This window comes from Lysobacter capsici, from assembly GCF_018732085.1.
Taxonomy (GTDB): Bacteria; Pseudomonadota; Gammaproteobacteria; order Xanthomonadales; family Xanthomonadaceae; genus Lysobacter; species Lysobacter capsici_A.
Window position 1 is genome coordinate 273,171 of the sequence record NZ_CP076103.1, and the last position, 21,058, is coordinate 294,228.

At 67.3% G+C, this 21,058-nt stretch carries 18 protein-coding genes and 1 pseudogene; 12 read left to right on the plus strand and 7 right to left on the minus strand.

All coding sequences use genetic code 11. The features are described 5' to 3' along the window. Positions 1-51: 51 nt before the first annotated feature. Together KME82_RS26930 and KME82_RS26935 are read right to left on the minus strand one after the other, a co-directional pair. Entirely contained in the window at positions 52-1,041 is a 990-nt protein-coding gene (locus KME82_RS26930; protein ID WP_430538876.1) for an ABC transporter permease subunit, read from the minus strand. After that, positions 1,030-1,803 (minus strand): annotated as a pseudogene (locus tag KME82_RS26935) (ABC transporter permease subunit); the annotation flags it as partial. The gene KME82_RS26930 and the pseudogene KME82_RS26935, both read right to left, overlap by 12 nt. Here KME82_RS26935 and KME82_RS01150 point away from each other — a divergent pair. After that, positions 1,802-2,179: a hypothetical protein gene (locus KME82_RS01150; RefSeq protein WP_215496900.1), complete on the plus strand. Its 378-nt coding sequence runs from the start codon at positions 1,802-1,804 to the stop codon at positions 2,177-2,179. The pseudogene KME82_RS26935 and the gene KME82_RS01150 overlap by 2 nt on opposite strands. Positions 2,180-2,613: 434 nt before the next feature. On the opposite strand, the gene KME82_RS01155 is transcribed toward KME82_RS01150, so the two are convergent. After that, positions 2,614-3,204 (minus strand): TetR/AcrR family transcriptional regulator, encoded by a 591-nt coding sequence (locus KME82_RS01155; RefSeq protein WP_215496901.1) that lies wholly within the window; start codon positions 3,202-3,204, stop codon positions 2,614-2,616. 153 nt (positions 3,205-3,357) lie between these two features. Here KME82_RS01155 and KME82_RS01160 point away from each other — a divergent pair, with 153 nt between their 5' ends. The 6 genes from KME82_RS01160 (at position 3,358) to KME82_RS01185 (ending at position 13,759) form a co-directional block, all read left to right on the plus strand. Further along, complete coding sequence (locus tag KME82_RS01160) at positions 3,358-4,395, plus strand: hypothetical protein (protein ID WP_215496902.1); 1,038 nt, start codon at positions 3,358-3,360, stop codon at positions 4,393-4,395. A gap of 116 nt (positions 4,396-4,511) precedes the next feature. Continuing rightward, positions 4,512-7,691, plus strand: a complete 3,180-nt coding sequence (locus KME82_RS01165; protein ID WP_215496903.1) for an efflux RND transporter permease subunit — start codon at positions 4,512-4,514, stop codon at positions 7,689-7,691. A gap of 744 nt (positions 7,692-8,435) precedes the next feature. Continuing rightward, positions 8,436-8,924 carry a hypothetical protein gene (locus KME82_RS01170; RefSeq protein ID WP_215496904.1) on the plus strand — a complete coding sequence of 163 codons (489 nt, stop codon included), beginning with the start codon at positions 8,436-8,438 and terminating at the stop codon, positions 8,922-8,924. A gap of 147 nt (positions 8,925-9,071) precedes the next feature. Then, the gene (locus KME82_RS01175) at positions 9,072-10,715 is read left to right on the plus strand and encodes a multicopper oxidase family protein (RefSeq protein ID WP_215496905.1); all 1,644 of its coding nucleotides are present in this window, start codon (positions 9,072-9,074) and stop codon (positions 10,713-10,715) included. Between the two features lie 182 nt (positions 10,716-10,897). After that, positions 10,898-11,539 (plus strand): FKBP-type peptidyl-prolyl cis-trans isomerase, encoded by a 642-nt coding sequence (locus tag KME82_RS01180; protein WP_215496906.1) that lies wholly within the window; start codon positions 10,898-10,900, stop codon positions 11,537-11,539. Positions 11,540-12,007: 468 nt separating this feature from the next. Further along, entirely contained in the window at positions 12,008-13,759 is a 1,752-nt protein-coding gene (locus KME82_RS01185) for a DNRLRE domain-containing protein (RefSeq protein WP_215496907.1), read from the plus strand. Between the two features lie 282 nt (positions 13,760-14,041). On the opposite strand, the gene KME82_RS01190 is transcribed toward KME82_RS01185, so the two are convergent. Then, entirely contained in the window at positions 14,042-14,497 is a 456-nt protein-coding gene (locus KME82_RS01190; RefSeq protein WP_215496908.1) for a hypothetical protein, read from the minus strand. 365 nt (positions 14,498-14,862) lie between these two features. Between KME82_RS01190 and KME82_RS01195 the strand changes: the two genes are divergently transcribed. Both KME82_RS01195 and KME82_RS01200 read left to right on the plus strand, forming a co-directional pair. Continuing rightward, positions 14,863-15,675: an ankyrin repeat domain-containing protein gene (locus KME82_RS01195; RefSeq protein WP_215496909.1), complete on the plus strand. Its 813-nt coding sequence runs from the start codon at positions 14,863-14,865 to the stop codon at positions 15,673-15,675. A gap of 273 nt (positions 15,676-15,948) precedes the next feature. Then, positions 15,949-16,929: a TerC family protein gene (locus KME82_RS01200; protein ID WP_215496910.1), complete on the plus strand. Its 981-nt coding sequence runs from the start codon at positions 15,949-15,951 to the stop codon at positions 16,927-16,929. A gap of 111 nt (positions 16,930-17,040) precedes the next feature. Here the strand turns inward: KME82_RS01200 and KME82_RS01205 are convergent, their stop codons facing one another. Beyond that, positions 17,041-17,295, minus strand: a complete 255-nt coding sequence (locus KME82_RS01205) for a hypothetical protein (protein ID WP_215496911.1) — start codon at positions 17,293-17,295, stop codon at positions 17,041-17,043. A gap of 94 nt (positions 17,296-17,389) precedes the next feature. Here KME82_RS01205 and KME82_RS01210 point away from each other — a divergent pair, with 94 nt between their 5' ends. Next, positions 17,390-18,043, plus strand: a complete 654-nt coding sequence (locus KME82_RS01210) for a DNA alkylation repair protein (RefSeq protein WP_215496912.1) — start codon at positions 17,390-17,392, stop codon at positions 18,041-18,043. On the opposite strand, the gene KME82_RS01215 is transcribed toward KME82_RS01210, so the two are convergent. After that, positions 18,040-18,510, minus strand: a complete 471-nt coding sequence (locus KME82_RS01215) for an SRPBCC family protein (RefSeq protein ID WP_215496913.1) — start codon at positions 18,508-18,510, stop codon at positions 18,040-18,042. The genes KME82_RS01210 and KME82_RS01215 overlap by 4 nt on opposite strands. A gap of 340 nt (positions 18,511-18,850) precedes the next feature. Between KME82_RS01215 and KME82_RS01220 the strand changes: the two genes are divergently transcribed. Then, positions 18,851-19,453 (plus strand): NAD(P)H-dependent oxidoreductase, encoded by a 603-nt coding sequence (locus tag KME82_RS01220; RefSeq protein WP_215496914.1) that lies wholly within the window; start codon positions 18,851-18,853, stop codon positions 19,451-19,453. 118 nt (positions 19,454-19,571) lie between these two features. Continuing rightward, positions 19,572-19,937, plus strand: a complete 366-nt coding sequence (locus tag KME82_RS01225; protein WP_215496915.1) for a hypothetical protein — start codon at positions 19,572-19,574, stop codon at positions 19,935-19,937. Between the two features lie 27 nt (positions 19,938-19,964). Here the strand turns inward: KME82_RS01225 and KME82_RS01230 are convergent, their stop codons facing one another. Then, positions 19,965-20,987: an isoaspartyl peptidase/L-asparaginase family protein gene (locus tag KME82_RS01230; protein WP_215498923.1), complete on the minus strand. Its 1,023-nt coding sequence runs from the start codon at positions 20,985-20,987 to the stop codon at positions 19,965-19,967. Positions 20,988-21,058 lie beyond the last annotated feature (71 nt).

Genomic DNA, 21,058 nt, shown 5'->3' on the forward strand with positions numbered 1-21,058 from the left:
GATAGCGAAAACACGGCGCGCCGATGCGAATGCAGGCGCCGCCGCGAACGGTCAATCCAGGCGCAGCCGCCGTTCGGCGTAGGCGTACAGCGGGCGCCACACGGTTCGGTTGAACAAGGTGACGAACAGCGACATCACCGCGACGCCGAGCACCACCCGATGGAAATCGCCGGCCTCGGTAGCGCGCGCGATGTAGGAACCCAGGCCGTAGGCTTCGACGCGCTGGTCGCCCCAATGCACCAGCTCGGCGACGATGCTCGCGTTCCACGAACCGCCCGACGCGGTCAGCGCGCCGGTGACGTAATAGGGAAATACGCCGGGCAGGATCGCGCGCCGCCACCAGGTCCACGAACGCAGCCGATACACCGTCGCGGCTTCGCGCAGATCGGTCGGGTACGCGCTGGCGCCGGCGATGACGTTGAACAGGATGTACCACTGGGTGCCGAGCACCATCAGCGGCGACAACCACAGGTTCGGATTCGCGCCGGTGCGCATGATCGCGATCACCGCCACCGGGAACAGCACGTTGGCCGGAAACGCGGCGAGGAACTGCGCGAGCGGCTGCACGCGCTGGGCCAGGCGCGGACGCAGACCGATCCACACTCCGATCGGCACCCAGATCGCGCTGGCGATGGCGATCAGGATCGCCACCCGCAACAACGTCGCCAGCCCGCCGCCGAACGCCTCGGCCACATCGCCCAGGCTCAGCGTCTGACGGCCGTAGTCGAACGCGAACCAGCCGCCCCATGCGGCCACCGCGAGGGTCAGCACCAGCCAGAGGCGATCGCCCCAATTCGTCGTGGCCACGCGCTCGGGCGTCGCCGCCGTCGCGCGCGCGCGCAACCGCACGAGCATCGCGCGTTGCCACAGCCACGCGATCGGCCGCAGCGCGCGCTTGAGCAGGCGCGTGCGTCGCGCCATGTCGTAGACCCACGACGCCGGCCGCTGCTGCCCGGCGGTCTGCTCGACCCGGAACTTGTCGGCCCAGGCCACGATCGGGCGGAACAGCAACTGATCGTAGAGCGCGATCAACGCCGCCATCGCCAACACCGCCCACGCCACCGCGGCGATGTTCCGCTGCGCGATCGCCAGCGCCAGATACGAGCCGATGCCCGGCAATTCGACCGTGGTGTGGCCGACCGTGATCGCCTCGGACGCGACCACGAAGAACCAGCCGCCCGACATCGACATCATCATGTTCCACACCAGTCCGGGCGCGGCGAACGGCGCTTCCAGGCGCCAGAAACGCTGCCACGCGCTCAGGCCGAAACCGCGGCTGACTTCGTCCAGATCGCGCGGCACCGTGCGCAGCGATTGATAGAACGAAAAGGTCATGTTCCAGGCCTGGCTGGTGAAGATCGCGAACACCGCCGCGCATTCCGCGCCGAGCTGGCGACCCGGGAACAGGCCGAGGAAGAAGGTTACGGTGAAGCTCAGGAACCCGAGCACCGGCACCGATTGCAGGATGTCGAGCGCGGGCACGATCACCCGTTCGGCGCGGCGGCTCTTGGCCGCCCAGGTGGCGACAACGAAGGTGAACAACAGCGAGGCGAGCATCGCCGCGAACATGCGCAAGGTGGTACGCAGCGCGTACTCGGGCAGGTTCGCGATCCGCAGCGATACCGGCTGCTCGCTCAGGCCGGCCAGCGGCTCGCGCAGGTCGGCCGCGCCGTGCGCGAGCGCGGCGGCGGCGGCGATCAGCAGCGCGAACGCGGCCAGGTCATAGGCATTGGGCCAGCCGCGCGCGCGCACCAGCGCGGCGACCAGCGGGGAGAGCGAACGGTGACGGACGATGGGCGTCATGGCGAACCTCGATGCGGCGCGATGGAGCGGCGGCGCAGATCAATCGAACTACAGCGGCGTGGGTGAGGACGGTGTGCGGGCGCGCGGCCGGCGGAGGTTCCTCGCTCACGCCTTCGGCGCGGGCCGCATGCCAGCGGCATTCGAGACGGCGATCGAGTGGATTGCGCTGCCAGCGCGCGATCAGGCGCGCGTCGCCGGACGGCGCGCGGCCGGGTGCGACGGCGTCATCGACGAACGCGCGCGCGTCGGCGCGCGCCGCACGCGCGGATGCGGGCAAGCGCGCTGCAATCGGGGCGAATGCGATCTTCGGGGGCATCGGCGATCTCCGGACGAACGGAAACGCCAAAGGCCACCTGGGCAGGTGTCTTCAGATTGAAACTGCAGTGCTTTGTAGAGAGTCGCGCGAATCGGCGATTCGGCGATAGCGGCTCCGTTCTGCGCGAACGGGGCCGACCTGGGACATCCCAGACCTGTGGCGATCCGTCAGCGCGCGCGCTGCAGCAAAGGTCTAGATCGACTGTCCAAGGGGAGCCTCTGGTGTGGGCGGGAATGCGTGAACGGGCGCATGATCCTCGCCGATCGCCGCCGGGTCAACCCCGCGACAGGCCTTTGTTGCATGAAGGTTTTGTAATGCGCGGCCGCGTTGGAGACGTTCCTGCGCGATCGATGGCGATCCGAAGCGAGGTTGCGACGGTGGGCAGTTCGGCCGTGGCCTATCGCTATGAGCGCGACGAAGATGCGGGCAACGGCAGCAGCAGCGACGGCGGCGGTTGCCACTGAGCCGCAGCCGGACATGATTCGCGGTAGCGGCTAATCCGCGCGCATCCAGCGCTCGATCAACGACGCCAAGGTCCGCGCCGCGTCCATTTCGGTCATGCGTCCGGCGCTCATCTCGCGCGACAAGGACTCGCCCGCGCCGACGATCGCGATGCAGCGGCGCCGCAGTTCGGCGTCGTCGACCTTCGCGTACGGCGCCAGCAGGTCGCGATAGAACGCCACATAGCCCTGCACCAGTTCCTGCTGCACGCGCTCCATCTGCTCGTCGCCCTTGAGCGCGGCGAAGATCGCGTGGCATTCCGGGCCGGCGGTGCGGAAGCAGCTCATGTAGCTGTCGCCGATCAATGCGGCGACATCGGCCAGGCGCTTGGGCGTGCGGGCGAAATCCTGCGCCACGATCGTGGCCTGGCGCTCGTCGATCTGCTTGTACAGCGCGATCAGCAGGCCCGAGCGGGTGCCGAAGTGTTCGTAGGCGATCGGCTTGCTGACTCCGGCGCGTTCGGCCACGTAGCCCAGGGTCAGGGCGTCGGTGCCTTGCTCGCGCACGATCGCCATCGCCGTTTCCAGCAATTGGTCGCGGCGTTCGGCCTTGGGCAGGCGGCGGGCGGGGGCGGAAGGGCTCATGGGCGCGGCTCTACGGAAGCGATCGGGAAGTGCTTGACATTGGCGCGCCAAATGTATCCTACTGTTGGTAAGTTACCAATCGTAGTTTGAATCGGGTCGCCCGCCGGACCCGCGCCGGCCATGCCCCTACCACGTCCCCACGGAATCCTCGTCATGAACGCAAACGCTCTCAAGCCCGTCCTCATCATCGGCGGTTCCGGCGTGGTCGGCGCGCAAGGCGCGCAGGCCCTGCGCCGGCTGCATCCCGAGTTGCCGATCGCGATCGCCGGCCGCGACCTGGCCCGCGCCGAGGCGGTCGCCGCGACCCTCGGCCACGCCCACGCCTTGCGCGTGGACCTGCAACGCGCCGACCTGGGCCTGCCGGAGGACGCGCAGTTCTCCGCGGTGGTGCTGTTCGTGAAGGACGACACCCTCAACTCGCTCAAGTACGCGCAGCGCCATGGCTTGCCCTACGTCAGCACCTCCAGCGGATCGTTCGAAATCGCCCCGGAGGTGGCCCGCCATCTGCGCGCGCCGGGCGCCGCGCCGATCCTGCTCGCCAGCCACTGGCTGGCCGGCGCGTCGACCTTGCCGGCGCTGCATTTCGCCGAAGCATTCCGCCGCGTCGACCGGATCGACATCGGCGCGCTGCTCGACGAACACGACATGGGCGGCCCGGCCGCGGCGGCCGACTACGAACGCCTGGTCGACGCCGCTGCCGCGCAGATTCTCGAAAACGGCCGCTGGCGCTGGGTGCGCGGCGACGAAGCCGCGCGCAGTTTCCTGAGCGTGGACGGCACCCGTGTGGCGGCGTCGGCGTATTCGCCGCTGGACGTGGTCAGCCTGGCCGCGGCGACCGACGCGCATTCGGTCCGGCTCGACATGGCGCTGGGCGAAAGCGCGAGCCGGCGTCGCGGCGAGGCGTTCTCGACCGAGATCGTGATCGAGCTCGAAGGCGAGCTGCACGACGGCCGCATCGCGCGTCGCCGGCATGAGCTGACCCATCCGCAAGGCCAGGCGCCGGTGACCGCGATCGGCATCGCGCTCGGGGTCGAACGCCTGCTCGGGCTGGCCGGCGGCGACGCGCTCGCGCCGGGCCTGTACACGCCGGATGGCGTGATCGACCCGGCGTACCACCTGCAGCGCCTGCGCGAGTTCGGCGTGCAGGTGCGGCGTGCGCCCGATGCGGGCGCCGCCGCCGCCGCGGCGTAAGCGCGAATGCGGCGATGCGAATCGCCGCGGCAATCCCGGTTACTCCCCATACAACGGCCGACATCGCTGCGTCGGCCGCGATCCCTTGCGGCCGCGCGTCGCGGCAGGACACCGTCATGGACTTCTCGCGTTTCTTCATCGACCGGCCGATCTTCGCCGCGGTGCTGTCGATCCTGATCTTCGCCGCCGGCCTGATCGCGCTGCCGCTGCTGCCGGTCAGCGAATACCCCGACGTGGTGCCGCCGACCGTGGTGGTGCGCGCGGTCTATCCCGGCGCCAATCCGAAAGTGATCGCGCAGACTGTGGCCACGCCGCTGGAGGAAGCGATCAACGGCGTGCAGGACATGATGTACATGAAGTCGGTGGCCGGCACCGACGGTGTGCTGATCACCACGGTGACCTTCAAGCCCGGCACCGATCCCGACCAGGCCCAGGTGCAGGTGCAGAACCGGGTCAGCCAGGCGCAGGCGCGCTTGCCCGAGGACGTGCGCCGGCAAGGCGTGACCACGCAGAAGCAATCGCCGACCCTGACCATGCTGGTGCATCTGGTATCGCCCGGCGGCCAGTACGATTCGCTGTACCTGCGCAACTACGCGACCTTGAAACTCAAGGACGAACTCGCGCGCCTGCCCGGCGTGGGCCAGACCCAGATGTTCGGCGGCGGCGACTACGCGATGCGGATCTGGCTTGATCCGGGCCGTATCGCCGCGCGCGGCCTCAGCGCCGGCGACGTGGTGCGCGCGATCCGCGAACAGAACGTGCAGGTCTCCGCCGGCCAGCTCGGCGCCGAACCGATGCCCGGCGGCAGCGATTTCCTGATCCCGATCAACAGCCAGGGCCGCTTGAACACGGTGGCCGAATTCGCCCGGATCGTGCTCAAGAGCGATGACGACGGCCGCCTGGTGTACTTGTCGGACGTGGCGCGGATCGAACTCGACGCCGCCGACTACACCTTGCGCGCGCAACTCGACAACGTCGACGCGGTGGCGATCGGCATCTTCGAATCGCCCGGCGCCAATTCGATCGCGCTGTCGGACGCGGTGCGCGAACGCATGGACGAATTGTCGCGGAAATTCCCGCCTGGATTGGAATACCGCATCGTCTACGACCCGACCGTGTTCGTGCGCGATTCGATCAAGGCGGTGGTGACCACGCTCGCCGAAGCGGTGCTGCTGGTGGTGCTGGTGGTGATCGTGTTCCTGCAGACCTGGCGTGCGTCGATCATCCCGCTGCTGGCGGTGCCGGTGTCGGTGGTCGGCACGTTCGCGGCCCTTTACGTGCTCGGATTCTCGATCAACACCTTGAGCCTGTTCGGTCTGGTGCTGGCGATCGGCATCGTGGTCGACGACGCGATCGTGGTGGTGGAAAACGTCGAGCGCAATATCGAAGACGGGCTGACGCCGTTGGAGGCGGCGCATCAGGCGATGCGCGAGGTGTCCGGGCCGATCATCGCCATCGCCCTGGTACTGTGCGCGGTGTTTGTGCCGATGGCGTTCCTGTCGGGTGTGACCGGGCAGTTCTACAAACAGTTCGCGGTAACCATCGCGATCTCCACGGTGATTTCGGCGATCAACTCATTGACCCTGTCGCCGGCGCTCGCGGCCTTGTTGCTCAAGCCGCACGGCGCGCCGAAGGACGCCGCGACACGAGTCATCGATCGCCTGCTGGGCTGGCTGTTCGGTCCGTTCAACCGGTTCTTCGCATCGAGCTCGCAGCGCTACCACGGCGCGATCGGCCGTCTGCTCGGCCGGCGTGGCGCGGTGCTCGCGGTGTACGTGCTGTTGCTCGCGCTGAGCGGGCTGATGTTCAAGGCGGTGCCGGGCGGGTTCATCCCGACCCAGGACAAGCTGTACCTGATCGGCGGCGTGCAACTGCCCGCCGGCGCGTCGTTGTCGCGCACCGATGCCTTGATCCGCAAGATGAGCGCGATCGCGATGCGGACCGATGGAGTGGACGCGTCGGAAGGCTATCCCGGCCTGAACCCGTTGCAGTTCACCAATACCCCGAACAGCGGGACGTTGTTCTTCGAACTCGAACCGTTCGGCCGGCGCGGCCGCAGCGCCGAGGCGATCAACGCCGAACTCAACGAGAAATTCGCCGGCCTGCAGGAGGGCGTGGCGTTCTCGTTCATGCCGCCGCCGATTCTCGGTCTGGGCACCGGCTCGGGCTATGCGCTGTATATCCAGGATCGCGACGGTCAGGGCTACGGCGCGCTGCAGAACGCACTCAACGATTTCACCGGCGCGATCGCGGCCACGCCGGGGTTGGGCGTGCCGATCAGCACCTACCAGGCCAACGTGCCGCAACTCGATGCACAGGTCGACCGGCTCAAGGCCAAGGCGCAGGGCGTGCCGCTGAGCGAGCTGTTCGATACCTTGCAGACCTATCTGGGCTCGGCCTACGTCAACGACTTCAACCAGTTCGGCCGCACCTACCAGGTGATCGCCCAGGCCGACGGCGCGCATCGCGACAGCGTCGAGGACATCGCCAACCTGCGCGTGCGCAACGATCGCGGGCAGATGGTGCCGCTGGGCTCGATGGTGACGCTCGGCCACAGCTACGGCCCGGACCCGGTGATCCGCTACAACGGCTATCCGGCCGCCGACCTGATCGGCGAGGCCGATCCGCGCGTGCTGTCGTCGAGCCAGGCCATGCAGTCGCTGCGCGACATCGCGCGGGACGCGCTGCCCAACGGCATGCGGATCGAATGGACCGACCTGAGTTATCAGCAGGCGACCCAGGGTTCGTCGGCGCTGATCGTGTTTCCGCTGGCGGTGCTGCTGGCGTTCCTGGTGCTGGCGGCCTTGTACGAAAGCTGGACCTTGCCGCTGGCGGTGATCCTGATCGTGCCGATGACCTTGTTGTCGGCGCTGGCCGGGGTGTGGCTCAGCGGCGGCGACAACAACGTATTCGTGCAGGTCGGCCTGGTGGTGCTGATGGGGCTCGCGTGCAAGAACGCGATCCTGATCGTCGAGTTCGCGCGCGAACTGGAGCGGCAGGGACGCGGCATCGTCGAGGCCGCGCTGGAAGCCTGCCGCCTGCGTCTGCGGCCGATCGTGATGACTTCGATCGCTTTCATCGCCGGCACCGTGCCGTTGCTGGTCGGACAAGGCGCCGGTAGCGAAGTGCGCGCGGCGACCGGGGTGACGGTGTTCGCCGGGATGCTTGGGGTGACCTTGTTCGGTTTGTTCCTGACGCCGGTGTTCTATGTGGCGTTGCGGACGTGGGTGCTGCGCAGGGGCGAGACGTCGTTGGCGGCACGAAGCCGGATCGAGACGCCGGCGCGCGGGATTTGATTTTCGCCAGGAGGCGAGCGATCAAGCCAAAAGCAAAAGCAAATCCCCCCTGGCCCCCCTTTTTCAAAGGGGGGAACCCTTCGTTGGGAGGCGATCCCTTGTTGAAGCCGTCGACGGCCGAAGACTTTCACGGAAGCGTTCGGTGGCTCAGGCGATTCCCCAAGAAGCGCCCACGCGTCAATCGTCGCCCACTTTGAAAAAGGGGGCGGGCGCCCAACGTCGGCACGAAGCCGGATCAAAACACCGGCGCGGGGGATTTGCTTTTCGCCACGGTGCAAGCGATCGACCAAGGCAAGTGCAAATCCCCCTGGCCCCTCTTTTTCAAAGGGGGGAACCCCTTCGACAGGCGTCGATCCCCCCCATTGAAGCGATCGGTGTAAATGACGGTCTATCGATGAGGCCCCGGCGGGTTACGAGCTCCTACGAAAGCGACCCTCACGCCAACCGTCGCACACTTTGAAAAAGGGGGCGGGCGCCCAACGTCGGCACGAAGTCGGATCGAAACGCCAGCGCGGGGGATTTGCTTTTGCCCGCGTGCAAGCGATCAGGCCAAGGCAAGAGCAAAAGCAAATCCCCCTGCCCCTTTTTCAAAGGAGGGAACTCCTCGATGGAGCTGCGACTTACTGCTCCTTTTCCAAGGCAAAGGGTTGATCGAGCCGCAATCCAAGTGCGTCGCAACCTACCCGCCAGCGTGTAAAGTGACCCGGCCGGGGGGCCGACTGAATCGACGTCGAGGGGAGTTTCGTGGAGCAAGCAATCCGACTGGCCGGCTTCTTCGCCGCGCACGGGGTGTGGTGCGTCGCCGACGGCGAGGCGCTGATTCCGCTGTACGCCTACGAGGACGCACAGGGCGAGCGCAAGATGGAACGCTACGACGCCGACTCGCTCGAGGACGGCGTGGCCCTGGCCCGCGCGCGCCTGGCCCAGAACGACGACGAGGCCGCGCAGGCGGTGGTGGTCCACGACGGCTACATCACGTTGCCGTCGGGACGCATCGACGCCCTGATCGTGATCGCGCGCGATCACGCCGCCGATCTGACCCTGACCATGGCCATCCCCTACCGCAACGCCGCCCATCCGCAGGGGTTCGCGGTGCATCGGCCGAAGTTTCTCGACTGGCGCGGCGCGAGCGAACCCGACTACGCGCTGCTCGGCGAACAGTTCTTCGCCGGGGTCGAGCTGCACGAACTCGGCGACCGGATCTGGCAGGCCAAGCTCGACGATTCGATCTGAGCGTCGCGATCGACGGCCCCAGGATTGACCCGCGTCACAGAAGCATCGCCTGCCGGCAGCATCTGCAATAACCGACGTGGATGATGGCGGGTCGCTCACGAGCCACCGTCAGAGCCGTCGCACCATGCAGCCGGGGACCGCGCACCGATGACCGATCCGCAACGCCGTCGTTTCCTGGTCGGCCTCGCCGTGGGCGGCGCCGCCACCGTGGCCGGGCCGATCGCGATGTGGCGCTGGACCGGCGGGCACGGCCACCGCATGGGTTCGGCCGCCGCGCCGGACCTGCAACGGCTCGCGCCCCAGGCGCGCTTCGTGCAGCCATTGCGATTGCCGGGCGGGGAAGGGCTGCTGGCCGAGATCGAACTCAAGCAGCCGCTGCAACTGATCGCGCAGACGACGACACAAGCGCTGTTTCCTGGCGCGCCCACGCAGTTGTGGGCCTACGCGACGCAGGCCAAGGCGCGCGCGGTCGTCAACCCGCTGCTGCGCGCGCGCCGCGGCGACACCATCGAGGTCGGCCTCGACAACCGCCTCGCCGAAGCCACCACGATCCACTGGCACGGCCTGTCGGTCGACGAAGCCAACGACGGCAGCGGCCTGCATCCGGTCGAACCGGGCAAGCAACGGCGCTATCGCCTGCGCATCGACAACCGCGCCGGCCTGTACTGGTATCACGCCCATCCGCACGGCCGCACCGGCGTGCAGCTGCAACGCGGGCTGGCCGGCCTGCTGTTGATCGAGGACGCCGAGGAACTCGCGCTGCGCCAGCGCCTGGGCATGCGTTGGGGCGAACGCGACCTGCCGTTGATGATCGCCGACAAGCAGGTCGGCGCCGACAACGCGATCGTCTACAAGGACGGCGCCGACGACTGGATCGGCAATCGCGTGCTGGTCAACTGGACGCCCGAGCCTTATCTCGAGGTGATCCCGGCGTGGTATCGCTTCCGCCTGGCCAACGTCGCCAACGCGCGCATGCTGCGCGCGGCGTTCATGCAGGGCGAACGCGCGCTGACGATGCAATTGATCGGCACCGACGGCGGCCTGCTCGAACGCGCCTGGCCGGTCGACGACGTATTCCTCGCACCGGCCCAGCGCATCGACGTGCTGGTCGACTTCAGCGCGCTCAAGCCCGGCGAACGGGTGATGCTGCGCAGCCTGGACTTTGTTGCGATGGAGAACGAGGACGAGTCGGGCGCGTTCCTGCCCGACCCGATGGCCGATCATCCCGGCGCCGCCGCGATGGGCGAGCCGCTCGACCTGATGGAGCTGCGGGTGATCGAGTGCGCGACCGACAAGCGTCCGCCCGCGCACCTGCCCGACCTGAGCGCGATCTCCAGCATCGGCCCGCTGCCCGATACCGCCGCCTGGCCGGTGCGCGCCCTGCGCCTGCGCATGGACGAAGCAGGCCGCTGGTTCATCAACGACTGGAATTTCCACCTCAGCGGCCACGAGCCCGCGTTTTCGATCCGGCGCGGCAGCCGCGAGGTGTGGGAAATCCGCAACAGCATGACCAGCATGCCGCACCCGATCCATCTGCACGGGTTTCAGTTCCGGATCCTGTCGCGCGCGATCAGCCCGCCGGACATCCGCGGCCGTCAGGTCGCCGCCGGCGGCTTGAACCCGCAGGACCTGGGCTGGAGCGACACGGTCGTGGTCTGGCCCGGCGAGGTCGTGCGCCTGGCGATCGATTTCTCTCAACCTTTCAGCGGCACCCAGCGCTACATGCTTCATTGCCACAACCTCGAACACGAGGACATGGGCATGATGCTGACGTTCGCGGTGACCGACTGATCCGTATCGACCGACTCACGCCACCATCGCCTCACGGAGCCGCCTGCATGCCCCGTTCGACCGTTCCCCGCACCTGCCTTCTCAGCGCCGCAGTGATTGCCGTCGTCGCATGTACGCCCGCGTCCAAAGACGCGTCGAAACCAGGGGCGACGGACGCACCCGCGCCGCTCACCGCGGCGCAGGTGGACAGCGACAAGGCGAAGGTCAGCTACATCGTCGGCCGCGATTTCGCCCGCAGCATCGAACCGGTGCGTGGAGAACTCGATACCGAGGTGGTGCTGCGCGCGATCCGCGACGCCCAGGCCGGCCGGCCCTCGCTGTTCGACGAAGCGCAGAGCAAGCGCATCCGCGAAGGGTTCAGCGAACACCTGCGCAGCAAGCACGACGCCGACACCAAGGCGCTGGCGGCGCGCAATCGGCAGACCGGCGAGGCGTTTCTCAAGCGCAACGCGCAGGTGCGCGGCGTGATCACCACCGCGTCGGGGCTGCAATACCAGGTGATGCGCGCGGGCAAGGGCGCGCATCCGAAAGCCAGCGACACGGTGCGGGTGAATTACCTCGGCCGCCTGCTCGACGGCAGCAAGTTCGAAAGCACCTACGACACCGATCACCCGGCCGAATTCGTGCTCGCGCAGGTGATGCCGGGCTGGACCGAGGGCGTGCAGCTGATGACGCCGGGCAGCCAGTACCGGTTCTGGATTCCGGCCAAGCTGGCTTATGGCGAACGCGGCATGGCCGGGCAGATCGAACCCAATTCGGTGCTGGTGTTCGAGATCGAATTGCTGGAGATCGCGGGCGAGGGCACGCCGGTGCATGACGAGTGAGGCGATGTGGATTGCCGGCGATCTGAGCGCAAAGCGTCGGCGCTGAAGCTCTTCCCACAAGAAACCTCGGAGCTGCGACGGCGAGTAAGCCCGATCGACTCGAGCGATCGTCTGCGGCTTCCGCTCATCGCCAGGTTCGCGATGACATCGATAACGCGTGGCGGCGCACTGCCGTCGGAGCAGATGCGGCGTGCGTGAAGCAAGCCAGAAAGACACAAAAACAAGCGAGCTAAGACACAAGATTTTTGTGGAAGGGGCGTCAGCCGCGACGCTCTTCGCTCCGATCGCCGGGCCAGTCCCGCGACCGATCGTCGCCCAAGCGCGCAACTTGTGACCGCGACCTCAGCCACGCCCGCAACGGGCGCGAAGTCCGTCGCAATCATGTAGCAGTTTTCCGGCCAAACTCCGCAGCCATCGCGGCTCGTATCGTCGCGTCCACCCGCCACTCCCCGTCCCCGGAGACAGCCAGTGAATTCCAAGCTCGCCCACGGCGCCCTCGCCACCGTGCTCATCGGCGCCGCGTTCGCGCCCGCGCAGGCCGCCCAGCGCACGCTGCAACTGTCCGAGGACGACACCCTCAGCAAGCCGATCAGCGCCAGCGCCTCGACCCTGCGCGGCACGCCGCTGGCCAGGGCGGCCTTGTCGCAGGCGGTGTCCAACCGCGTGTGCGAAACCGGCGCCCAATGGCTGCGCGTGGGCTTCAAGCAACTCAAGCTGTCGGGCTACGACTCGCTCGTGCTCAGCAGCAGCGGCGGCGACCGCCTGGTGCTCGAAGGCAAGCAGTGGAACGACCGCAGCTTCACCACCCGCGCGCTGCGCGGCGAGTGCGTCGACATCCAGCCCTACTTCAGCCAACCCGACAGCGGCTTCCAACTCGACCGCTACGAGTACAGCGCGGTGCCGCTGGACAAGGCCACCGTGGTCGTCGCCGGCGCCGGCGACATCTGCGACACCAGCGGCAACGCCTGCCAGGGCACCTCGGACCTGATCGTGTCGATCAACCCGACCGCGGTGTTCACCGCCGGCGACAACGCCTACAGCAGCGGCACGCTGACCGAATACAACAACCGCTACGCGCCGACCTGGGGCCGCTTCAAGGCGCTGACCAGCCCGTCGCCGGGCAACCACGACTACAACACCACCGGCGCCAGCGGTTATTTCGACTACTTCAACGGCGTCGGCAACCAGACCGGCCAGGCCGGCGATCGCAGCAAGGGCTATTACAGCTGGGACGTGGGCGACTGGCATTTCGTCGCGCTCAACACCATGTCCGGCGGCACCGTCGCCACCGCGCAGATCAACTGGCTCAAGAGCGATCTCGCCGCGACCACCAAGCCGTGCATCGCCGCCTACTTCCATCACCCGCTGGTCAGCCGCGGCAACTACACCGGCTACAGCCAGGTCAAGCCGATCTGGGACGCGCTGTACGCGGTCAAGGCCGACCTGGTCCTGGTCGGGCACGATCACAACTACCAGCGCTACGGCAAGATGAATCCCAATCAGGCCGCCGCCAGCGACGGCATCCGCCAGATCCTGGTCGGCACCGGCGGTCGCGCGTTCTACGGCATCAGCGGCAGCCATGCCCTGCTCGAAGCCAGCAACGCCAGCACCTACGGCGTGCTCAAGCTGACCTTGACCGCGAACGGCTACACCGGCGATTTCGTGCCGCGCGCCGGCAGCAGCTACACCGATCATTTCACCGGCACCTGCAACGACGCCGGCGCGCCGCCGGCGCAGTCGCTGACCCTCAACGCGACCCGCGACGTCACCGTCAAATCCGGCGGCACCCGGGTCAACACCGCGGTGCTGTACGCCGACGGCAGCGACGGCGGCCAGGTGTTGCGCGGCCTGATGGGCTGGGACGTGTCGAGCGCGAACGGCCTGAACCTGACCGACGCGCAGGTGAAGCTGCAGGTCAGCGACAAGTCCGCCGGCGCCTACGATCTGTATCAGGTCGCCAGCGCCTGGACCGAAAGCAATGCGACCTACGCCGGCGCCACGCTCGGCAGCAAGCTCGGCTCGGTGACGCCGAACGCGACCGGCGCGCAGTCCATCGCCCTCAACGCGACCGGCCTGCAACTGGTCAAGAACTGGGCGAACGGCAGCGTGGCCAACAACGGCGTGATCCTGGTGCCGGCCTCGGGCGTCACCGACGGCGTCGACTGGTCCTCGCGCGAAGGCGCGACTGCGCCGCAGTTGGTGCTCAGCTACACGCCTTGAGCGGCAGGTTTCAATAGCGCCGGCCGAGCCTCGATGCAGCCGGCTTCAACGAAGCCGGCTGGGCGGGGTATCGACCGCGGGCCGGGCGCGCAATCGCGCGTCCGCTGTTCGCCGAAGTTCGGCGATGTCAGCCGCCGCCACTGGAACCTCGCACCTGTGCGACACCTCCGGGGATGAGACGCGGCGCGAAGGCGCGAGGTTCCAGTGGCGGCGACTGACGCTCGCGCCTAGCGGACCCGCATCGGCCGCCGTGGGCATTTCGCTGCAGTCACTGCGTTGCGATCAGCTGTTCACCTGCAACGCAGGCCGCGCATTGGCGCCCACGCCGATCATCAACTTGACCGATTCCTTGATCCGCTCGGCGCCGCCCAACTTGACCGCGGCGATCAGGCGCTCGCCGATCGTGCGGCTTTCGTCGGCGGTGCTCGCGTGCGCGCCGAGAATCGCCAGGCCTTTTTCGGTCAGCCGATAACGCAGCGCCAGATGCACGAACGGCACGCCGTTCAAGGACTCTTTCACGCAGGCGGTGCTGCGCAGATAGCCTTCGTCCATCAACCATTCGAAGGTCGCGCCGCAGGCGAGCACCGCCGCGGCCATCGCTTCGCGATTGCTGGGGTCCACGCCGGGCATATGCCGCGCGGATTCTTCGGCGTTGAATCGGGCTACGACGGGATGCTGTTCGAGCGCGGCCGCACAGATGCGTGCGGTGGCGATGCTGAAAACTTCAATGTTCTTCATTAATGACGCCCCCTGACGTCCTTGCTATTTACGAGGGGCATACGTAAAAACGGTGTGATGAAAAATGTTGTAAGAAATTGAAAAGTAAAGAGTATTTATTGATTATTGTCTCGTTGAATCTGTGATGCGCGCATGGAGAACCATGACAAACTGACCCGGCGCGGCAGTTGCGGTCGGTGTGCGGCAAGCGGGCGGGAATGCGACGATCAGGTAGCTGAACGACGCGCGCGCCGGATGCGGTTCCAAATCGCCCGGTTTGCGCTGGAGCCAATTCGTCGGCGCAGCCGATCGCATGCCGTCTGAGCCGGATGCCCGCGCTGCGCAGATCGCACGCAACCACTTTCAACCGCCGACCAGGACGTGACATGAGCCGCGACAAGATCTTCGACGCCGCGCGCGAAGGCGACATCGAAACCACCCGCGCCTGCCTCGACGCCGGCGCCGATCCGGCCGCGCTCAACGCCTACGGTTTCACCGCGCTGCAGACCGCGGCGATGGGTGCGAACACGACTCCGGTCGAGCGCAACCTCGCGGTATTGCGCCTGTTGCTCGATGCCGGCAGTCCGCTGGAGTACGCGGGTCAGGGCGGGCGCACCGCGTTGTACCTCGCCGCCGAATTCGCGCCCACCACCGACGCGGTGCAGTTGCTGATCGATGCCGGCGCCCAGGCCGACATCAGCGATGGCCACGGCAACCACATCCTGGTCAACGCGATGATGGAAGACGTAGTCGAGCTGCTGTCGCGCGTGACCGGCAAGCCGATCCCCGAACCGCCGCCGCCGCCGCCCGAGCCGGTCAAGATGACCCAGGCGCAATGGCGCGCGGCCAGGCTGCGGATCGACGCGGTGTTCGCCGCGCTCAGGCCAGCCGGCGTGGTCGCGCTGCACGATGCCGGCTACACCCAGTCGGATGGATTTTCCGATGCCGGCGAAGCCTTTCTCGACGGCGGCGGCGAGGCCGCCGGCCTGCACGGCGTGTGCTTCTACACGCGCCAGGACCTGAACGCCGCCAAGCGCGCCAGCCGTTTGTCGCTGGCGTTCTGGGGCGCGCCGGAAGGCGCCGATGCGGACATGCTGCGGGTCGGCCGGCTCGTCGTCGAAGCCTTTCGCGATGCGGGCTTCCAGGTGCAATGGGACGAAACCGCGGCGCGGCGGCCGGAGCTCGACCTGCGCACCTGAGCGCGGCCCGATGCGCCGGCAAAGCGCCTGGCTGAACCGCAATTCATGTGCCCACATGCTATCTTGCGCGCAGAAGGGGAGTAGCTCCCGACTGCCGCATCGTCATTACGGGTCCACAACCCCGGTGCGCAGGCATCCGAATCACCGACCATCGTCGGCCGGATGCGAGCAAGACCTTCGCCGACAGCGGCGAAGGCACGTCTTCCAGATCTCGACGGACGACGCTTCGTGCCCTGCGGCTACGAAGCGCCTTTAATCATCCGGGAGAGTCATATGGAAACCATCGGTAGTCCGATGCTGTGGGGCGCGTTCGCCGCCTTCGTCGTTGTCGCGCTGCTCGTCGATCTGGTGCTGATGCGCCACGGCGGGCCGCACAAGGTCACCTTCAAGGAAGCCGCGTGGTGGAGCGTGGGCTGGATCGCGCTCGCGCTGCTGTTCAACGCCGGCCTGTGGTGGTGGTTGCGCGAGCAATCGGGCGCCGACATCGGCAACCGCATCGGCCTGGAATTCCTGACCGGTTACCTCGTCGAGAAATCGCTCGCGGTCGACAACATCTTCGTGTTCCTGATGCTGTTCTCGTACTTCGCCGTGCCCGAGGAACAGCGCCAGCGCGTGCTGGTGATCGGCGTGCTCGGCGCGATCGTGCTGCGCGCGATCCTGATCTTCGCCGGCGCCTTGCTGCTGGCCAAGTTCCACTGGATCTTGTACGTGTTCGGCGCGTTCTTGATCTTCACCGGCATCAAGATGCTGATGGCCGCCGGCAAATCGCCGGATCTGGACAGCAACCCGGTGCTCAAGTGGATGCGCGGGCATCTGCGCCTGACCGACGACTACCACGACAGCAAGCTGTCGATCCTGCGCGACGGCAAGCGCTGGTACACGCCGCTGTTCGCGGTGATCGTGCTGATCGGCGTGACCGACGTGATCTTCGCGGTCGACTCGATCCCGGCGATCTTCGCCATCACCGAAGACCCGTTCATCGTCCTGACCTCGAACGTGTTCGCCGTGCTCGGCCTGCGCGCGATGTTCTTCCTGCTGCAGGGCATGGCCGACCGCTTCCACCTGCTGCCGTACGGCCTAGCGCTGGTGCTGGTGTTCATCGGCGGCAAGATGCTGTTGATCGATGTGTACAAGATCCCGGTGCTGGTCTCGCTGATCGGCGTCGCCGCGATCATCGGCGGCTCGGTGGTGCTGAGCCTGATGCGACCCGCCGCGGCCAAGCCCGGTGACGGACAGGGTTCCGGCGCGGTCTGACCGCGCAGCGATAACGCCTTCTGGCCGAATCGCGATCGAGGCACATGGCGCAGCGCGGCATCGATGGTTACATTGATGCCGCGCTGTCGTTTTTCGCCCTTTTCGCCGGTGTCAGGACATGGCCAGAACCGCTGGTTCGAAAGCGATCGCTCCGGCGGCGAAGACGCCGGCCACGACCCGGCGAGCAGCCGTAAAGAAAGCGGCGGTCAAGAAGCTTGCGGCGAAGAAAGCGGCGGTGAAGAAAGCCGTAGCGAAGAAAGCCGCGCCGACCAAGGCTGCACTGACCAAGACCGCGCCGAAAAAAGTCATCGCGGGAAAGTCCGTGGCAAGCGCGTCCGCGGCGGCGAAGAAGTCGGCCACAGTCAAGGCAAAAGCCAACGCATCGGCGACCCGAGGCAAGGTCCGAAACGCCGCGCCCGCCCTGGCGGTGCGTCTGGACGACGCCCTGCATCAACTGAGAATGTCATCGAGCCAGGCCTATCGCGACGGGCTGGCGCGTTACGCGATTCCCAGCGAGCGCGCCTTCGGCGTACCGATGGGTTCGATCCAGGCGCTCGCCAAGCGCCTGGGCCGCGATCACGAACTCGCGGCCGCGCTGTGGGGCAGCGCCTGGTACGAGGCGCGCCTGCTGGCGTCCTACCTCGACGACCCGGCCTGGGTCACGCCGGCGCAGATGGACCGCTGGTCGCGCGATTTCGACAACTGGGCGGTCTGCGACACGGTCTGCTTCGCCCTGTTCGATCGCAGCCCGCATGCGTGGCGCAAGATCGAGCAATGGGCGCCGCGCCGCGACGAATACGTCAAGCGTGCCGCGTTCGCACTGCTCGCCAGCAAGACCGTCCACGACAAGCAGGCCGACGACGCTTTGTTCCTGCACGGCCTGGAACTGATCGAGACCCATGCCGACGATGAGCGCAACTTCGTCAAGAAAGCCGTCAATTGGGCGTTGCGGTCGATCGGCAAGCGCAATCGCGTTCTGCACAACGCCGCGGTCGCGGTCGCCACACGCTTGTCGGCATCCGAGCAACCTGCGCCGCGCTGGATCGGTAAGGACGCGTTACGCGAACTCAACAGCGCCTCGGTGCTTGGACGGCTGGCGAAACGAGCCGCTTAGGAAGACGCGGGGTCGTCGCCCAAGCGTTCGCAATAGGCCTTCAGTCCGGCCAGGCGCCGTTCGACCACGCCGGCGAAATAACGCATCGCCAAGGGTTCGATGATCCAGCGTGCGAACGCCGGTCGGGCGATTATCGAATAACGAAACCGCGCCGTGGTCCGATTCGCGGCGCTGGCTTCGAAGACCCACGAGCCGGCGAATTTGGCCAGGAGCCAAGGCCCGTCGATCATCACGATCGCGGCGTGGGTCGGGGGTTTGACTTGGACGAATTCCACCATCATGCGCATGCCGAGCTTGGAGCGCACCCGCACGCGGGTGCCGATCGCCAAGCGCTCCGGATCGCCGGCGACCACCTCGATGCGTTCGGGGAAGGGATCCCATTGGTAGCGCACCGCGTAATCCTGCGAGGCCATGTACACCTGTTGGACGCTCGCGGCGATGTCGGCGGTGCGTTCGATGATGGCCATGGAGGAGGGCGGCTGGGAGTTGCCGGATTGTCGCGCGTTCGTTTCGCTCTGGCATGGTCACCTACGCTGGCGCACCACGATGTTCGTGCGGCCCTCACCCCAACCCCTCTCCCGCTAGCGGGAGAGGGCCTCATATGCGCAGCGGCGTGTTCCCTTCTCCCGCCTGCGGGAGAAGGTGGCCCGCAGGGCCGGATGAGGCTGATGACGATAGTCATGAGGCGGTGCCGAACAGGTCGGCTAGGATGGCCGCTGGCCCGTCCAGGCACCGCGCGGGATTAGCGAGATGGGGCGGGCCGCGATCGGCGATCCATTCATTGGCTTGTTTCGAGATCAACTCCGCATGCTCGCATCCATCATCGTCGCCAACCCGAGTCCGACCAGCCTGAGCCACGCGATGGCGCAGGTCGCGCGGGACGTATTGAGCGGGCATGGCTATCGGGTCGCCTTCCACGACCTGTACGCCGAGCAATTCAATCCGGTGCAGCCCACCGGTGAAAGCGGCAATGTGGGTTCGAGCGATCCGCTGGTGGAACGGCATTGCGAGGAACTGGCGCGCGCCGACTTGATCGCGATCTTTCACCCGAACTGGTGGGGCCAGCCGCCGGCGATTCTCAAGGGCTGGATCGACCGGGTGTTCCGCCTGGATACGGCGTATGCCTATCCGCCCGGCGTGTCCTACGAGGGCGTGCCGGTGGGCCTGCTGAAGGCGCGGCATGCGCTGGTGTTCAATACCTCCAACACGCCGGCCGATCGCGAAATGGCGGCGTTCGGCGATCCGCTCGAGGCGATCTGGGCGCGTTGCGTGTTCGGACTGTGCGGCGTGGACAGCGTGATCCGGCGCATGTACGGCCCGGTGTCGGGCAGCGACGCGGTGCAGCGCGCGCTGTGGCTGGACGAAGTCGGGGCCGTCGTTGCCGCCGCGGCGCGACGTGAGGCGGCATAGCGATCGGCGGCTCTGCGTCCTGTCAGATGCGGTTCGATGCAGGTGGCGCTACGCTGTCGCTCCGGCCGATTCGTGTCGGCACGGCAGCCGCGACCGCACCTGACGGAGTGTCAAGCCGATGCACGACTATCGCTCATACCGAGAGAATCTCACGCTCGCCTCGCTGTGGTATTCGCAGGCGATCGAAATCTCGAAGCTCTCGGCCATCTCGGGCCTGAGCTTCTGTCTCGACGCGATGGAGCCCGATCGGGTCGAAGACCCGCTGGTGCAGCGGTTGCTGTACGCGGCGATCCTGCGCACCGCGGTGCGCTACGGCGCGAGCTTGCGCGGCACGAGCCCGGACTCGCTCGAACTGCGCGACACCGTGCTGCCCTTGTTCGCGAACCTGGACGAGGCGCGGCTGCTGGCGATGGGGGCTTGTCCGCAGGAGATTGCGGCGCTGCTCAAGGACCTGGATCTGATCCTGCGCGAGCATCAGGCTTGATCGCATTGCGCGATGCAAGCCCGTGTCTTATTTCCGGGCAGCCGTCTCGGGCTCGGCCAGCACATCGTCCTTGAACAAGGCCACATGCGGCTTGCCGTCCGCGCCGATCCAGCCGCGGTACATGCCCTCAGTGTTGAACGGCAGGGCGAAACGGCCGTCGGCGCCGAGCACGATCGCGCCGCCGTCGCCGCCGGCCTTCGGGATGTCGCGGTTGATCACGCCTTCGCCGGCTTCGCGCGCGCTCTGGCCGGCGTATTGCATGCGCGCGCAGATCTCGTGCGCGGCGACCGCGCGGATGTAGAACTCGCCCCAGCCGGTGCCCGATACCGCGCAATGCGTGCTGGCGTAGGTGCCGGCGCCGATGATCGGCGCGTCGCCGACGCGGCCGTAGCGCTTGTTGGTCATGCCGCCGGTCGAGGTGCCCGCGGCGAGGTGTCCCTGCGTGTCGAGCGCGACCGCGCCGACGGTGCCGAAGTGCTTGGCGGTTTCCAGGTTGGCGTGGGCCTGGCCGGCGGCTTCTTCCTTGAGCGCCTGCTGCAATTGCTGCCAGCGTTTCTCGGTGCGGAAATACGACGGGTCGACCAGGGTCACGTCGTTTTCCTTGGCGAAGGCTTCCGCGCCGTCGCCGACCATCATCACGTGCCTGGATTTTTCCATCACCGCGCGCGCGAGCAGGATCGGGTTCTTGACCCGGTGCACGCCGGCGACCGAACCGGCGCGCAGGCCGGCGCCGTCCATCACCGCCGCATCGAGTTCGTTCTTGCCGTCGTGGGTGAACACCGCGCCGCGACCGGCGTTGAACATCGGCGCGTCCTCGAGCACGGTGATCGCGGCGGTGACCGCGTCGATCGCCGGCTTGCCCGCGGCCAGTTGCTTGTGGCCGGCGCGCAGCGCCTGTTCGAGCGCGGCGCGCGCATCGCGTTCGTCCTGCGCGCTCATGCCGGCGCGGACCACGCCGGCGCCGCCGTGGATCACCAGCACCGGTTGCGTCGCCGGCGCGGCGGTTGCGGCGGCGGATTCGGCGGCCTGGGCCACGGCGGCCGAGGCCATCAGTGCGACAAGACAGCCATGACGCAACGCGTAGTTCATTCTCGGCTCCAGCTCGGTGGCGTGCGGTGGGT

What these genes read in the sequence shown, in the direction of transcription:
- KME82_RS26930 (WP_430538876.1), bottom strand. Translation starts at nt 1,041, where the DNA reads ATGGCGGCGTTGATCGCGCTCTACGATCAGTTGCTGTTCCGCCCGATC.
- KME82_RS01150 (WP_215496900.1), top strand. Translation starts at nt 1,802, where the DNA reads ATGGCGAACCTCGATGCGGCGCGATGGAGCGGCGGCGCAGATCAATCG.
- KME82_RS01155 (WP_215496901.1), bottom strand. Translation starts at nt 3,204, where the DNA reads ATGAGCCCTTCCGCCCCCGCCCGCCGCCTGCCCAAGGCCGAACGCCGC.
- KME82_RS01160 (WP_215496902.1), top strand. Translation starts at nt 3,358, where the DNA reads ATGAACGCAAACGCTCTCAAGCCCGTCCTCATCATCGGCGGTTCCGGC.
- KME82_RS01165 (WP_215496903.1), top strand. Translation starts at nt 4,512, where the DNA reads ATGGACTTCTCGCGTTTCTTCATCGACCGGCCGATCTTCGCCGCGGTG.
- KME82_RS01175 (WP_215496905.1), top strand. Translation starts at nt 9,072, where the DNA reads ATGACCGATCCGCAACGCCGTCGTTTCCTGGTCGGCCTCGCCGTGGGC.
- KME82_RS01190 (WP_215496908.1), bottom strand. Translation starts at nt 14,497, where the DNA reads ATGAAGAACATTGAAGTTTTCAGCATCGCCACCGCACGCATCTGTGCG.
- KME82_RS01195 (WP_215496909.1), top strand. Translation starts at nt 14,863, where the DNA reads ATGAGCCGCGACAAGATCTTCGACGCCGCGCGCGAAGGCGACATCGAA.
- KME82_RS01200 (WP_215496910.1), top strand. Translation starts at nt 15,949, where the DNA reads ATGGAAACCATCGGTAGTCCGATGCTGTGGGGCGCGTTCGCCGCCTTC.
- KME82_RS01210 (WP_215496912.1), top strand. Translation starts at nt 17,390, where the DNA reads ATGTCATCGAGCCAGGCCTATCGCGACGGGCTGGCGCGTTACGCGATT.
- KME82_RS01215 (WP_215496913.1), bottom strand. Translation starts at nt 18,510, where the DNA reads ATGGCCATCATCGAACGCACCGCCGACATCGCCGCGAGCGTCCAACAG.
- KME82_RS01220 (WP_215496914.1), top strand. Translation starts at nt 18,851, where the DNA reads ATGCTCGCATCCATCATCGTCGCCAACCCGAGTCCGACCAGCCTGAGC.
- KME82_RS01225 (WP_215496915.1), top strand. Translation starts at nt 19,572, where the DNA reads ATGCACGACTATCGCTCATACCGAGAGAATCTCACGCTCGCCTCGCTG.
- KME82_RS01230 (WP_215498923.1), bottom strand. Translation starts at nt 20,987, where the DNA reads ATGGCCTCGGCCGCCGTGGCCCAGGCCGCCGAATCCGCCGCCGCAACC.